Here is a 14,790-nt window from a genome sequence, read left to right on the forward strand (position 1 = left end):
GAAATCACCTGTTGCATTAATGTGGAGTAGCGAGAGACTGTGCTCTTGTCTGCACCCCAACAATTCCCGCATGCCACCCACCCCGGCATGATGCTTGGAAAGGACTCCAACGTGGCTACCTACATCCCACCAGCATTCAAGAAGGTACTCGTCGCCAACCGCGGCGAAATTGCCGTGCGTGCCTTCCGTGCCGCCTTTGAAACTGGTTCCTCCACCGTCGCGGTGTACCCAGTCGAAGACCGCAATTCTTTCCACCGATCCTTCGCCTCCGAGGCGGTTCGAATCGGTACGGAGGGTTCCCCGGTTAAGGCCTACCTGGACATCGATGAGATTATCCGCGCGGCAAAGAAGTCGCATGCGGATGCCGTCTACCCGGGCTACGGATTCCTTTCCGAAAACGCCCAGCTTGCCCGCGAATGCGCCGAGAACGGGATCACCTTCATCGGCCCGCCGCCGGAGGTCCTCGACCTGACCGGTGACAAGTCGGCTGCCGTGGAAGCGGCGAAGAAGGCGGGCCTGCCGGTCCTGCAGGATTCAGAGCCTTCCGAGGACATCGACGAATTGGTCGAGATGTCGAAGGATTTCACCTTCCCCATCTTCGTCAAAGCCGTGGCCGGTGGCGGCGGACGTGGCATGCGTTTCGTAGAAAAGCCCGAGGACGTGGCCCAGTTGGCCGCCGAGGCCTCCCGCGAGGCAGAGGCTGCCTTCGGCGATGGCCATGTCTACCTGGAGCGGGCGGTGATTAACCCGCAGCACATTGAGGTGCAGATCCTCGCCGACCACACGGGCGATGTCATCCACCTCTACGAGCGCGACTGCTCCCTGCAGCGCCGCCACCAGAAGGTTGTGGAGATCGCCCCGGCACAGCACCTCGACCCCAAGCTGCGGGACAAGATTTGCGCGGATGCCGTGCGGTTCTGCCAGACGATTGGCTACCAGTGCGCCGGAACCGTTGAGTTCCTCGTTGATGAAAAGGGCAACCACGTCTTCATCGAGATGAACCCCCGCATCCAGGTCGAGCACACCGTGACCGAGGAGGTCACCTCCATCGACTTGGTCAAGGCGCAGATGAACCTCGCCGCCGGTGCGACTCTGAAGGAACTGGGTCTGACCCAGGACAAGATCAAGCTCCACGGCGCGGCCCTGCAGTGCCGCATCACCACCGAAGACCCCTCCAACAACTTCCGCCCGGACACCGGCACCATCACCGCGTACCGCTCCCCGGGTGGCGCGGGTGTGCGTCTCGACGGCGCGGCCTCCCTCGGCGGTGAGATCTCCCCGAACTTCGATTCCATGCTGGTCAAGATGACCTGCCGTGGTGCCACCTTCGAAATTGCCGTGGCTCGCGCGCAGCGTGCGCTCAACGAGTTCACCGTCTCTGGCGTGGCCACCAACATCGGCTTCCTCCGCGCCCTGCTCCGCGAGGATGATTTCCAGCACCACCGCATCTCCACCAACTTCATCAACGACCACATTCACCTGCTGTCGGCCCCGCCGGCCGATGATGAGCCGGGTCGTATCCTTAACTACCTGGCCGATGTGACCGTCAACCGTCCGCACGGCAAGCGCCCCACCAAGGTGCGCCCGGCGAAGAAGCTGCCGCCGCGTAATGATGGTCCGATGCCGCGCGGTTCGCGCGACCTCCTGCGAGACCTGGGTCCGGAGAAGTTTGCCAAGCACCTGCGCGAGCAGGACGCCCTGGCCGTCACGGACACTACTTTCCGTGATGCCCACCAGTCCCTGTTGGCCACCCGCCTGCGCTCCTCCGCGCTCGTGGCTGCCGCCCCGCACGTCGGTCGCCTGACCCCACAGTTGCTGTCCGTGGAGGCGTGGGGCGGTGCCACCTACGACGTTGCCATGCGCTTCCTCTTCGAGGACCCGTGGCAGCGCTTGGACATGCTGCGTGAGGCTATGCCCAACGTCAACATTCAGATGCTGCTCCGTGGACGCAACACCGTTGGATACACCGCGTACCCGGATTCGGTGTGCCGCGCCTTCGTCAAGGAGGCCGCATCCTCGGGCATCGATATCTTCCGCATCTTCGACGCGCTGAACGACGTCTCGCAGATGCGACCGGCTATCGACGCCGTCCTAGAGACCGGCGACACCGTCGCCGAGGTTGCGATGGCGTACTCGGGCAACCTGCTCGACCCGAATGAAAACCTCTACACGCTGGATTACTACCTCAAGCTGGCCGAAGAAATCGTGGGCACCGGTGCTCACATCCTCGCCATCAAGGACATGGCTGGTCTGCTCCGCCCCGCGGCCGCTGCCAAGCTGGTCTCCGCACTGCGCCGTGAGTTCGACCTGCCCGTCCACGTCCACACCCACGACACCGCGGGTGGCCAGCTGGCCACCTACTACGCCGCTGCCCAGGCAGGTGCCGACGCCGTCGATGGCGCCTCCGCCCCGCTCGCCGGCACCACGTCCCAGCCCTCGCTGTCCGCCATCGTCGCGGCCTTCGCCAACACCCACCGCGACACGGGCATCTCCCTCGACGCCGTCTCCGACCTCGAGCCCTACTGGGAAGCCGTCCGCCAGCTCTACGCCCCCTTCGAGGCGGGCGTACCTGGCCCAACCGGCCGCGTGTACAAGCACGAGATCCCCGGCGGCCAGCTGTCCAACCTGCGTACGCAGGCCAAGGCCCTCGGCCTGGAGGACCGCTTCGAGCTCATCGAGGACAACTACGCGGCCGTCAACGAGATGCTGGGCCGCCCGACCAAGGTGACCCCGTCCTCCAAGGTTGTCGGCGACCTCGCCCTGCACCTCGTCGGTGCCGGGGTGGATCCGCACGACTTCGCGCTTGACCCGCAGAAGTACGACATCCCGGACTCGGTCATCGACTTCCTCCGCGGCGGCCTGGGCAACCCGCCCGGTGGCTGGCCGTTGCTGCGCGAGAAGGCGCTGGCTGGTCGCGGGGAAGGCACCAAGGGTCTCGTCGATGTCAATCCCGAAGACGAGGCCAAGCTGGAGAGCCCGGATCGCGACGAGCGCCGCATTACACTCAACCGCCTGCTCTTCCCGAAGCAGGCCGCGGAGTTCTTCGAGCACCGCCGTCAGTACGGCAACACCGAGGCCCTGGAGGACCGCGTCTTCTTCTACGGCCTGGAGGAGGGCGAGGAAAGCATCATCCGCTTCGCCTCCGATGTGGGGACTCCGCCGATGGTCGTGCGTCTCGACGCCGTCGGCGAGCCCGACGAGAAGGGCATGCGCCAGGTCGTTGCCAACGTCAACGGACAGATCCGTCCGATGAAGGTCCGCGACCGCAACGCCGAGTCCGTCACCGCCTCCGCGGAGAAGGCCGATCCGACGATCGCCGGACACGTAGCTGCCCCGTTTGCCGGCGTAGTCTCCATCACCGTGCAGGTGGGCGACGAGGTCAAGGCCGGCGATCCGATCGCGGTCATCGAGGCCATGAAGATGGAAGCCACCATCACCGCCACGGTCGACGGCACCATCGAGCGCCTGGCCCTAGCCAAGGCCACCAAGGTCGAGGGCGGCGACTTGATCGTCGTCATCGGCTAGCTCATCAGCAAAGCGCTGTCTCCGCGAGGGGACAGCGCTTTCGCTTTTTCTGGGCCTAGAAGTAGGTGACCATGGTCGTGGTGCTTAGCTCGGGGCGTTCCTCGGCCACTTCGAAGCCGATTTTTTCGTAGAGGCGCCGGGCGCGTTCGTTGCCATCGTCGACTGCTAGCGAAAGGCCTCGGCGGCCTTGTTCGCGGGCGAGATCAAGGGCGGCGTTGAGGAGCTGGCCGCCTAGTCCTTGGCCGCCGAAAGCGGCCTCCACCGCGATGGCTAGTTCGGGGATGTCCTCGGCGACGAATCCGTAGGGTGGGCGACGGTCCGTGCCCGAGCGCAACCACAGTCCTCCGGCGGGCACGCGATGCTGATAGGCGATGATGCCGCCCTGGTCCGGAGTCCAAGAATCGACGTACATGCCCAGGTCATCGGCGTAGCCCTCGCCCGGGGTCTGGGACTCATCACCCCACACGTCGGCCAGGTGAAACAGTCGTTCCAGGTAGGTCCGGTCGGATTCGGTTGCGGGGCGCAGGTGGAAGTCAGCCATGGGCACCATTGTAGGGAGGCTATCTTGGCTAAGGTCGTAGCCTATGGTCGCATTCCTGGAGCGCTGGCAGGTCCCCCTGCTCATCGTGGCGTTGGGCCTGGGCGTGCTCATCGCCCCGCTTGGTGATGTCACGCCGGCTATCAATCCGGTTCTCATGGCGTTGCTCTACGCCACGTTCCTGGCGGTTCCGTTGCGTGCCCTGCGGGCTGCGCTTATCGACGTCCGTTTCCTCACCGCCCTGCTCATCCTCAACTTTGTGGTGGTCCCGGTCGTCGTCTTCGCGCTGTCGCGTTTCGTCGCCAGTGACCCGGTGTTGTTGCTGGGCGTGCTGTTGGTGCTGCTGGCGCCCTGCATCGACTACGTGATCGTGTTCTCGGGGCTGGCGGGCGCGGCGAATGAGCGCCTGTTGGCGGCGGCCCCGATCCTCATGCTCGTCCAGATGCTGCTCATCCCGGTGTACGTGCGGCTGCTGGGCGGACCGACGGATCTCATCGAGGCGGGCCCTTTCCTTGAGGCGTTGGTTCTGTTCATCGTCATTCCGCTGGGATTGGCGGCTTGTACGCAGTGGCTCAAGCTGTCGCAGATCATGGTGGCGATGAATGGGCTCATGGTCCCGTTGATGATGCTGACGTTGATGGTTGTCGTCGCCTCGCAGATCGGGGGAGTGGAGGCGTCGATGCTCACGGTGGTGCCCATCTATGTGGCTTTCGTGGCTTTCATGGTTCCCTTGGGAAAGATCGTGGGGCGGCTCTTTGGCCAAGATGTCCCCGCGACGAGGGCGCTCGTCTTTTCGGGCGTGACGAGGAATTCTCTCGTCGTCTTGCCGCTGGCCCTGGCGGTGCCGGGCGTCGCGCCGGTGGTGGTGACGCAGACGCTCGTGGAGCTGGTGGCCATGGTGATCTTGGTTCGATTCGTCCCGAGGATGGTGCCGAAAAGGTGAATTAGCGATATATCGTTGACAGATAGACAGTAACGATATATCGTTAGCGATGTCGCAGGGGGACACGCCCCTGACATCGAAAAAGAAAGGCTCAACAATCATGAGCGAGTTTCACCATCACCACCCGCACTCCCACCACGAGCATCGGGAGCACCGCGGCCGCGGAGGTCGGCGTCATGGACGCGGACGCGGCGGTCGCGCAGGTCGGGGCGACCTGAAAAATGTCATCCTCTCCCTCCTGGCGGAGCAGCCGATGCACGGCTACCAGATCATCGCCACGATCGCGGAGCGCACCGAGCAGCGCTGGACCCCCAGCGCCGGCGCCATTTACCCGCGCTTGGCCATGTTGGAAGACGAGGGCCTCATCACCATCACCGTCGACAACGGTCGCAAGATGGCGACGTTGACTGACCTGGGACGAGAGACCGTCGATAAGCGAACCGAAGACGGCGACATTCTGGATGCCTACCGTGACCCCGAACAACCCGGCGGCCCACACAGCGAACGGAGGGCGGCGTTTCGCCGCCTGAAGGAGGCCGTCCGCGGCACCGACGATGATAACACCGAGCGGATCGTCGAGATCCTGCAAGAGGCTACTGACAAGATCGAAGCCCTTTAAAAGAAAACAACCTCCCTCGAATGAGGGAGGTTGTGGTGATTCCGGGCTACTTAATCTCGAGCAGGACCTGACCCTTGGTTACGCCCGCCCCGGCCTCAACGGCCAAGCCGGTGACCACACCGGACTTGTGTGCCTTGACGGGGTTCTCCATTTTCATGGCCTCGAGAACGAGGATGACGTCGCCCTCGGCGACCTCAGCACCCTCGGTCACGTTGACCTTGATGACAGTGCCCTGCATCGGCGCGGCGACAGCGTCGCCGGACGCACCCGAGCCACCGCCGCCAGAGCGACGCTTCTTGGCCTTCTTCTTCGGGGCAGCCCCGCCACCCAGTGCCAGATCACCGGGAAGGGCGATCTCGACGCGGCGGCCATCCACCTCGACGACGATCTTCTGCGCGGGCACCGCCTCGTCCTCATCGTCGGCATCAGCCGGATCAACGAAAGGCTCCAGCGGGTTATCCCACTCCTCCTCAATCCACTTGGTGTAGATGTCGAAGGATTCACCATCGCCGACAAAGGCCTCGTTGGAGACAATGTGGCGGTGGAAGGGGAGCACGGTGGGCATGCCCTCGACGATGAACTCGTCGAGCGCGCGGCGTGCCCGCTGCAGCGCCTGATCGCGGTCCTCACCGGTGACGATGAGCTTGGCCAGCATAGAGTCGAACTGGCCGCCAATGACCGAACCCTTGGTCACACCGGAATCCACGCGCACGCCCGGGCCGTTGGGCTGGACGTACTCGGTGACGGAACCCGGAGCGGGCATGAAGTTGTTGCCCGCGTCCTCGCCGTTGATGCGGAACTCGAAGGAATGGCCGCGCGGGGTCGGATCCTCGGTGAAGCGCAACTCCTGGCCCTCCGCGATGCGGAACTGCTCGCGCACGAGGTCCACGCCGGTGGTCTCCTCGGTGACGGGGTGCTCCACCTGCAGACGAGTGTTGACCTCCAAGAAGGAGATGAGGCCATCCGCACCGACGAGGTACTCCACGGTGCCGGCACCGAAGTAGCCAGCCTCGCGGCAAATCGCCTTGGCGGACTCGTGGATGGCGGCGCGCTGCTCATCGCTCAGGAACGGGGCCGGGGCCTCCTCGACGAGCTTCTGGAAACGGCGCTGCAGGGAACAGTCACGGGTGCCCATGACGACGACGTTGCCGTGCTGATCGGCCAAGACCTGCGCCTCGACGTGGCGGGCCTTGTCCAGGTAGCGCTCGACGAAGCACTCGCCGCGACCGAAGGCAGAGACGGCCTCACGGGTGGCGGATTCGAAGAGCTCCGCGACCTCGCCCATCTCGTAGGCGACCTTCATACCGCGGCCACCGCCACCGAAAGCAGCCTTGATGGCGATGGGCAGGCCATGCTCCTCGGCGAAGGCGACGACCTCGTCGGCGTTGGCCACCGGATCCTTAGTACCCGGTGCCATCGGGGCATCGGCCCGCTCGGCGATGTGGCGAGCGGTGACCTTATCGCCTAGATCGGCGATGGCGGACGGCGGCGGGCCGATCCAAATTAGACCGGCATCAATGACGGCCTGGGCGAAGTCCGCGTTCTCGGAGAGGAAGCCGTAGCCGGGGTGAATGGCGTCGGCGCCGGCCTTCGCGGCGGCGTCGAGAATCTTGTCGAAGACGAGGTAGGACTCGGCGGAGCTCTGGCCACCGAGAGCGAAGGCTTCGTCGGCCAGGGCGACGAACGGTGCATCCGCGTCCGGCTCGGCGTAGACGGCGACGCTGGCGATGCCCGCATCCTTGGCGGCTCGGATCACGCGGACGGCGATCTCGCCGCGGTTAGCCACGAGGACCTTCGTGATCTTCTTGGTCTCAACTGCCACTGGGAAATCCCTTTCATGTGCTGCGATTGTGGGTCGCGCTAGCCGGCCAAGAGCAGGCGGCCGCGCAACGCATGCAGACTATTCTTGCACACAAAAACGTGAGCATTTCGTCAGGTCTGGTGTTTCGCGCCAAGAAAGAGGCCCAACAGTGGCATTTTCCCAGGTGGCAGGGGAGGAATTATTCTCCCAGCTCGATCGGCATGCGGGCCATATTGCCCCATTCCGACCATGAACCATCGTAATTTCGGACATTGCTAAAGCCGAGCAAATACTTGAGCACGAACCACGTGTGGGCCGAGCGATCGCCCAAATGGCAGTAGAGGATTGTCGGATCCTGGGCCTTGAGATCTCCGTAGATCTCCGTCAGCTCTTCGCACGAACGGAAACGGGAATTCGGGTGAACCGTCGTGTCCCAGGGGAAGTTTTTCGCGGAGGGGATATGTCCCCGACGCAACGTTGGGGCCGAGCTAGCATCGGCGGTTCCGGCGAACTCTTCGGGCGAGCGGACGTCGATAAGCAATTCCGTGTCGATGGCCCCGCGCACCTCATCCACCAACGCGCGGGAGGAGGCATCATCGCGTTCAACGACCGGGTAATCGGTAGCCGGATAATCTGGGACCATGAAGGACGTGTCACGCTCCTCGGCCATCCAAGCGTCGCGCCCACCGTCTAGCAGCCGCACATCCGGGTGACCGAAAAGCTCGAAGACCCACAGCGTGTAGGAGGCCCACCAGTTGGCCTGGTCGCCATAAATAACGACGGTATCGTCGCGGCTAATGCCCTTCTCGCTCATGAGGCGGGCAAAAGCCTCACCATCAATGAAATCACGCGTGACGGGATCATTGAGATCATTACGCCAATCAATACGCACAGCGCCGGGAAGATGGCCGATGTCGTACAACAAGGTGTCTTCATCAGACTCGACCACACGCAAACCGGGGCTGCCCAAACGAGCGGACAGCCAGGCGGCAGACACCAGGCGCTCCGGATGGGCATACTCCTGGAACTGGGGATACGGGTCAAAGGGAGTGTCCACGGCGGTGAAGCCTTTCTATTTACGGTGCGTTTCTGGGTTCGGTTGAGGGATCTCAGAGAGGTTCACTTAGAGACTAGTGCTTATGAGTGGGGGGAGGCATGGTGGGAGAAAGAGTGTGTCTTTGGTAACTCCAATACCCCCGTGCCCGCGGGGTGGGGTGCCAGGCACTAAAATTGCAGATGAACCGCTGTTTTTAACGCGGTCCAATACATCGTTTTCTCGCGAAAGGGAATACTTCAGTGAACAAGGCTATCGTCGTCTTCGAGGTCGAGGGCGGATCTGACAAGTACATCGACGGTCACCGCAAGGACACCATGCCGATCGTCAATGCCATCAAGGAGGCCGGCTGGCACGCCGAGGTTGTCTTCTTCCGCCCTGAATGGACCGAGGACCTGTTCACCTATGTTTCCGAGAACTTTGGTGGCTACATCTCCCGCGTTAATCCCGGCAACATTCCCGGCGGCGAGAAGGGCTACTTCGACCTGCTGACCCGTCTGTCTGACGCGGGCCTCGTGGGTATGTCCACCCCGGCCGAGATGATGGCCTACGGCGCCAAGGACGCCCTGGTCAAGCTCAACGACACCGATCTCGTTCCGGCCGACACTGCCGCCTACTACGACGTCGAAAGCTTCCACAACACCTTCCCCACGTCGCTGTCCTACGGCGAGCGCGTACTCAAGCAGAACCGCGGCTCCACCGGCTCCGGAATCTGGCGCGTCCAGCTCGAAGACAAAGACCTCGCCGCCTCCGTCGAACCGGGCACCGCCCTGCCGCTGGACACCAAGCTCAAGGCCACCGAAGCCGTGGACAATCACACCGAGATCCGTGAGCTCGGCGAGTTCATGGACTTCTGCGACCAGTACATCATCGGCGACAACGGCATGCTCGTGGATATGCGCTTCATGCCGCGCATCGTCGAAGGTGAAATCCGCATCCTCCTCGTCGGCCCGCACCCCGTCTTCGTCGTGCACAAGAAGCCGGCCGCCGGTGGCGACAACTTCTCCGCCACCCTGTTCTCCGGCGCTAAGTACACCTACGACAAGCCCGAGGCCTGGCAGGAACTCGTTGACCAGTTCGCCGACGCCCGCCCCGTCATCGCGGAGAAGCTCGGCGGCGACAACATCCCGCTGATCTGGACCGCCGACTTCATGCTTGCCGATGGTGAAGACGGCTCCGATACCTACGTGCTCGGCGAGATCAACTGCTCCTGCGTCGGCTTCACCTCCGAGCTGGACATGGGCATTCAGGAGCTCGTGGCCAAGGAAGCGATCGGCCGCGTGGAGGCTAAGGCTTAAGGGAGCTTAAGGCAGGAGACGCTCGACGGCGCCGGGGTCGGCGTCGGAAAGCATTTGACGGCAGCGGTCGTACTCGTCGGTTTCCCCGATGAGTGCGGCCGCTTGTGCAAGGGCGGCAATGGCACGCAGGACCGGTTGGTTCGGCTCGTGATCCCACGGCACCGGGCCCCAGCCCTTCCACTTGTTGGCGCGCAAGCGGTCCAGGGAGCGGTGGTAGCCGGTGCGGGCGTAGGCGTAGGCCACGAGCTTGTCCTCATCGCTGGAGGCGTCAGCGAGGGCGCGTTCAGCGCGGGTTGCCCAGATGAGGGGGCTGTCGGGGTGGGCGAAGGCGGCGTCCGAGGAAGCCGGATCTAGGTCGGCCGCTGGGTCGGCAGGCAGTGTCACTGGGGGCGGTGCGAGCATGTCGTTGAGTTCCATGCCCACCCACCATATGCGGAGATGTCTGGAGAAGGCAGGCGGGTGGGTAGTCTGTTTCTGTTACGGGAGATTTCGGCAGTGAAGATGAGGACATATGGTGTCAGGCGTGGCGGCAGCCCCGGCGGAGCAGATCCGTCCCCGGAGCGTTTCCTACCGCTATGATCTCGACGGCCTGCGTGGCATCGCCATTGCATTCGTGGTCTTCTTCCACGTCTTCGTCGGCCGGGTATCGGGCGGCGTGGATGTCTTCCTGCTGCTGTCGGGTTATTTCTTTTTGGGTTCGCAGTTGCGCTACGCGCGTCGCCCGGAGGCGAGTGCGAATCCGTGGTGGCCGATCTGGCGGATGATTCGCCGACTGGTGCCTACGCTCGTGGTGGTGCTGGCTGCGACGGTGGCTTTGCTCGTCGCCGTGGCCCCTGAGCTGCGGACAAACACCTTGGGTCGGCAGCTGTGGGCCAGCCTGGGCTACTACCAAAACTGGGAGCTGGCGACCCAGGATGCGGCCTATGACTCGGCTTCGCTCTTTGTCAGCCCCCTGCAGCATTTGTGGTCGATGGCGGTGCAGGGGCAGTTCTATCTCATGGCGATCGGCCTGGCGATGGCGGTGATCTGGGTGCGCCGGACTGGGTCGGATATCTCGAAATTGGTCGGCCCTCTCCTCGTCGTGGTCACGGTCGCGTCTTTCCTCTACGCCTGGAAGCTGCACGGCGTTGATCAGCAACTGAACTACTACTCCACGTGGTCGCGGTTGTGGCAGCTCACGCTGGGGGCGCTGCTGGCACTCTACGGCTCGCACCTCACGTTGCCGGATCGGGTGCGCGTGGCGGCAACGTGGGTGGGTTTGGCGATGGTCCTCACCACGGGTTTCCTCTTCGACGGTGCCTCGAACTTCCCCGGACCCGCTGCGCTGTTCCCGATCGGCGGGGCCGCGCTCGTCATCGCCGGCGGGGGCTATGGTCGTTTGTCGGCGGCGTTGGCGCACCGGTGGATGCGCTGGCTCGGCGACATTGCCTACGCGCTGTACCTGTGGCATTGGCCGTTGCTCATCCTCGCGCTGGCCTATGCCGGGGAAGACGCAAACATTTGGATTGGCATCGGGGTCGTGGCCGTGTCGGTGATCCTTGCCGATTTCACCCACCGCTTCGTGGAGGTCCCGCTGCGCCAGCACGGTAGACGTCCCGTCCAGGGCGAAAAAAGAGTGGCCGGTGCCGTGGAGGAGCTGCAGACGGAGTCCAGCGCCCGAGGGCGTTCCATCGGCGCCGTGCTCATCGTGGCCCTGACGTCCATGTTGCTAACAGTCCCACAAGCCTGGGCCGAGCGCATTGCGGACATCGGGCAGATGAGGTTGGACCCGCGGGAGTATCCGGGGGCAATGGCGACAGCCGGGCAGCGGGTACCGGCAGTGGAGGAATTTCAACCGGAGCTTCCCGTGGTGCATGAGTACTACCCACCAGCGTGGACGATGGGCTGCATGTCGGTGTTTGGCAGTGATCCCGCCCTGCTTCCGGTGGAAGAGCGTGGCGAAGAGGATTGCGTGTTGGGCGATCCTGATGCCCGATTCGACGTCTACGTCGTTGGGGGTTCCCACGCTGAGCAGTGGACGACGGCGCTGGACATGTTGGGCTGGCAGTACCGCTTCCGGGTGATCCCCCTGACCAGACAGTCCTGCCCGACGTTTGAGACGGAGCTGGATGGGGTGTTTAGCGAAGACTGCCAGACCTTTAACAAGTCGGTGTTGCGCAAGATCGACGAGGATCGCCCCGATCTGGTCATCTCGACCTCGACGCGCCCGTTGATCGAGAAGGGACGCACCGTCGATGAGGTGCCGCTGAGCTACCCTACGCTGTGGAACTTCCTCGCAGACCGGGGGATCCCCTTCGTGGGGTTGCGGGATAATCCGTGGTTCCTGGAGCCGGATGGGTCCGGGTTCATGGTGTCGCGGTGTGTCGCCGAAACGGGCGACGTGGACGGTTGCGGCCAGCCCCGCTCCGAGGCTTACGCTTCCGTCGATCCGGCGGCGCGCTATCTCAAGCGCTTGCCGAACATGAAGGCCGTGGACACCGCAGACTGGTTCTGCCCGGGGGATACCTGCCCGGGAGTAATTGGCAACGTCTACGTCTACCGTGACGGCAACCATTTCTCCGTGGCCTACGGGGAGAGTCTCGCGCCATTGCTGTGGGACGAGATCAAGGAATTCTTCTAGCGGTTCCAGAAGTCCGATACCGAGAAGCCGAAGTGGTACAGGGCCCGTCGCACGAGGGGCAGCGATAGCCCGACCACGGAAGAGGGGTCGCCCTCGATGCGGTCGATGAACCAGCCGCCGAGGGCCTCGAGGGTAAACGCGCCGGCGCACTCTAGGGGCTCGCCCGTGGCGGCGTAGGCGTCAATGTCTTTGGGGGAGGCGTCGGCGAAGTGCACCGTCGTGGAGGCGGTTTCTACGACTGTGTGCCCGCCGTAGACCACGCAATGCCCGGTGAGTAGCTCTGCGCTGCGGCCTGCTTGGGCCTGCCATCGCTCGATGGTGCGCTCCACCGTGTGGGGCTTGCCCTGGAGTTCCCCGTCCAGCAGGAGCATGGAATCACAGCCGATGACCACCGTATCGGCCGGATACTCGCCGGCGACGGCGAGTGCCTTCGCCTCGGCGAGGGCGGCGACGGTGCGGGAGGCGGGGGCGTCGATAAGCTGGGTGAACAGTGCTTCCTCATCGACGTGGGCCGGATGAACAATCGGTTCAACCCCCGCGGAGTGAAGGATGAACTTCCGCGAGGGCGAGGCTGACGCGAGGACCAGCTGCATCAGTAGAACGTGACGTTGCGGAACGCGTTCGGGTTGTACAAGGTCGTGCGCTGGAGACGATCCTCGGGGCGGCCCCACAGGTTACGCTCGCCGGAATCCTCAGCGGGGCGGCGCTTGGCCAGACCCGCGATGACGGCGGTGAGCGCGGCTAGCTCGGTGGCATCCGGGTTTCCTTTGAGGACCCGAAACAGTGGCTTTTCCATGGTTGTGGTCACGTTCTGCTCCTTAGAGGGGGATGTTGCCATGCTTTTTCGGCGGGGTCATGAGGACCTTGCGATCCAACAGGCGCAGGCCATCGACGAGGCGAGCCCGGGTGGTCGACGGCTCAATCACCGCGTCCACCAAGCTGCGTTCCGCAGCCAGGTAGGGGGTGAGGTACTTCTCGGCGTAGTCCGCCTCGTCCACCGAGAGCTTATCGACGGCCGCGGCAGCCTCCGCCACCGCAATCTGCGCCGTGGGCCACGCGAAGACGAGGTCCGCGCCGAGGTCCTTCGACCCCATGAGCACATAAGAGGCGCCGATGGCGCGGCGGGTGATCACCGTGATCTTGCCGACGCTGGCCTCAGCGTAGGCATACGCCAGCTTGGCACCGCGACGCAGGACTCCGCCGTGTTCCTCCCCCTCGGAGGGGACGAAACCGGGGGAATCGACGAACTCGATGAGCGGAATGTTGAAGGAGTCGCACGTGCGGATGAAACGCGCTGCCTTCTCCGCAGAGGTGGAATCGAGGCACCCGGCCAGCTCGGAGGGCTGGTTGGCCACGATGCCCACGGTGCGGCCCTCGACGCGGGCGAATCCGGTGACGATATTGGTGGCGTACTGCGGCTGCAGCTCGAAGAAGGTGCCGTTGTCCACCACGCGACGGATGACATCGCTGACGTCGTAGGTCTGCGCGTTGGAGTCGGGGACGATGGTGTCGAGGTCGATGTCCGCCTCGGAGCCCTCCGAGCCTTCTTGTGCCTCTGGTGCTTCGGCGCGGGGGGCTTCCGCCCGGTTGTTGGCGGGCAGGAAACCCACGATCTCCTGGACCAATTCGATGGCGGCGGCATCGCTGTCTGCGGTGGCGTGTGCCGTGCCGGAGGTGGCCGCGTGAACCTGCGCACTGCCCAGGGAATCGGCGGTGGCGGCCGTGCCGGTGACCTTTTCCACGACGTCTGCGGCCACCAGATGCAGGCTGGCCTGGCCATCGACCATAACGAGGATGTCCGCGAACACGGGTGCCAGCGCGTGGACGCCTTCCGTGTGGCCGGTGACGATGGCGATCTGGGGGATCAATCCCGAGGCGGTGGTGGAACGGGCGATGATCTTCGAGTACATCGACAGGGTGACGATGCCTTCGGCGATGCGTGCGCCGACGCCCTCATGAATGCCGATGATGGGCACACCGGTCTTGATGGCGAGGTCATAGATCTTGATGATCTTCTCGCCATACACCTCGCCGAGAGTTCCCTCGAATACCGTCGCATCCTGGGAGAACACGCAGACCTTGCGGCCTTGGATGGTGCCGTAGCCGGTGACTACGCCGTCGGTGAGGGGGCGCTCGCCGTCTAGGCCGAACTCGGCGGAACGGTGCCGGGCCAGGGCATCGGTTTCCACGAAAGAATCGTCGTCGAGCAGGCTGATGAGGCGCTCGCGGGCGGTCTGGTTGCCCGCGGCGTGGGTGGCCTCGACAGCGTCGGTTCCCACCGGGGCCTCGGCCTCCGCCAGGCGGGCCCGCAAATCGGCGAGCCTTCCGGCGGTGGTGGTGAGATCAGGGGAGGTGGTCGTCATGGTCCTCTAGTCTAGGTTGTTGCGCAGGT

General features: G+C 64.1%; 12 protein-coding genes. 5 read left to right on the forward strand and 7 right to left on the reverse strand.

Annotated features, from left to right (window positions below; translation table 11 throughout):
- Nucleotides 1–90 precede the first annotated feature (90 nt).
- A complete protein-coding gene (locus tag CATRI_RS02695; protein WP_290220927.1) occupies nucleotides 91–3,525 on the forward strand; it encodes a pyruvate carboxylase in 3,435 nt (1,144 codons plus the stop codon).
- A gap of 55 nt (nucleotides 3,526–3,580) precedes the next feature.
- On the opposite strand, the gene CATRI_RS02700 is transcribed toward CATRI_RS02695, so the two are convergent.
- Nucleotides 3,581–4,066, reverse strand: a complete 486-nt coding sequence (locus CATRI_RS02700; RefSeq protein ID WP_435384178.1) for a GNAT family N-acetyltransferase — start codon at nucleotides 4,064–4,066, stop codon at nucleotides 3,581–3,583.
- A gap of 43 nt (nucleotides 4,067–4,109) precedes the next feature.
- Between CATRI_RS02700 and CATRI_RS02705 the strand changes: the two genes are divergently transcribed.
- Both CATRI_RS02705 and CATRI_RS02710 read left to right on the forward strand, forming a co-directional pair.
- Nucleotides 4,110–5,006, forward strand: coding sequence for an arsenic resistance protein (locus CATRI_RS02705; RefSeq protein WP_290219464.1), 897 nt, complete (start codon nucleotides 4,110–4,112; stop codon nucleotides 5,004–5,006).
- A gap of 100 nt (nucleotides 5,007–5,106) precedes the next feature.
- Nucleotides 5,107–5,625 carry a PadR family transcriptional regulator gene (locus CATRI_RS02710; protein ID WP_290219466.1) on the forward strand — a complete coding sequence of 173 codons (519 nt, stop codon included), beginning with the start codon at nucleotides 5,107–5,109 and terminating at the stop codon, nucleotides 5,623–5,625.
- 46 nt (nucleotides 5,626–5,671) lie between these two features.
- Here the strand turns inward: CATRI_RS02710 and CATRI_RS02715 are convergent, their stop codons facing one another.
- Both CATRI_RS02715 and CATRI_RS02720 read right to left on the reverse strand, forming a co-directional pair.
- Nucleotides 5,672–7,447, reverse strand: coding sequence for an acetyl/propionyl/methylcrotonyl-CoA carboxylase subunit alpha (locus tag CATRI_RS02715; protein ID WP_290219468.1), 1,776 nt, complete (start codon nucleotides 7,445–7,447; stop codon nucleotides 5,672–5,674).
- A 178-nt stretch (nucleotides 7,448–7,625) separates the two neighbouring features.
- Complete coding sequence (locus CATRI_RS02720) at nucleotides 7,626–8,483, reverse strand: sulfurtransferase (protein WP_290219470.1); 858 nt, start codon at nucleotides 8,481–8,483, stop codon at nucleotides 7,626–7,628.
- A gap of 239 nt (nucleotides 8,484–8,722) precedes the next feature.
- On the opposite strand from CATRI_RS02720, the gene CATRI_RS02725 reads away from it, so the two are divergent.
- Complete coding sequence (locus CATRI_RS02725; protein WP_290219472.1) at nucleotides 8,723–9,778, forward strand: Cj0069 family protein; 1,056 nt, start codon at nucleotides 8,723–8,725, stop codon at nucleotides 9,776–9,778.
- 6 nt (nucleotides 9,779–9,784) lie between these two features.
- On the opposite strand, the gene CATRI_RS02730 is transcribed toward CATRI_RS02725, so the two are convergent.
- On the reverse strand, nucleotides 9,785–10,195 hold the full coding sequence (locus tag CATRI_RS02730; RefSeq protein ID WP_290219474.1) for a DUF3151 domain-containing protein: 411 nt from the start codon (nucleotides 10,193–10,195) through the stop codon (nucleotides 9,785–9,787).
- 94 nt (nucleotides 10,196–10,289) lie between these two features.
- Between CATRI_RS02730 and CATRI_RS02735 the strand changes: the two genes are divergently transcribed.
- On the forward strand, nucleotides 10,290–12,398 hold the full coding sequence (locus tag CATRI_RS02735; protein ID WP_435384179.1) for an acyltransferase family protein: 2,109 nt from the start codon (nucleotides 10,290–10,292) through the stop codon (nucleotides 12,396–12,398).
- On the opposite strand, the gene CATRI_RS02740 is transcribed toward CATRI_RS02735, so the two are convergent.
- Genes CATRI_RS02740 through CATRI_RS02750 form a run of 3 tightly spaced genes read right to left on the reverse strand, consistent with a single transcriptional unit; the run spans nucleotide 12,395 to nucleotide 14,761 of the window.
- Entirely contained in the window at nucleotides 12,395–12,991 is a 597-nt protein-coding gene (locus CATRI_RS02740; RefSeq protein ID WP_290219478.1) for a nucleoside triphosphate pyrophosphatase, read from the reverse strand. The two genes, CATRI_RS02735 and CATRI_RS02740, sit on opposite strands and share 4 nt — an antisense overlap.
- On the reverse strand, nucleotides 12,991–13,206 hold the full coding sequence (locus CATRI_RS02745) for an acyl-CoA carboxylase subunit epsilon (protein ID WP_376701792.1): 216 nt from the start codon (nucleotides 13,204–13,206) through the stop codon (nucleotides 12,991–12,993). The genes CATRI_RS02740 and CATRI_RS02745 overlap by 1 nt, the downstream gene beginning before the upstream one ends.
- Nucleotides 13,207–13,216: 10 nt before the next feature.
- The gene (locus CATRI_RS02750; protein ID WP_290219482.1) at nucleotides 13,217–14,761 is read right to left on the reverse strand and encodes an acyl-CoA carboxylase subunit beta; all 1,545 of its coding nucleotides are present in this window, start codon (nucleotides 14,759–14,761) and stop codon (nucleotides 13,217–13,219) included.
- Between the last annotated feature and the right edge of the window lie 29 nt (nucleotides 14,762–14,790).

The sequence above is a fragment of the Corynebacterium atrinae genome, from assembly GCF_030408455.1.
Lineage (GTDB): Bacteria > Actinomycetota > Actinomycetes > Mycobacteriales > Mycobacteriaceae > Corynebacterium > Corynebacterium atrinae.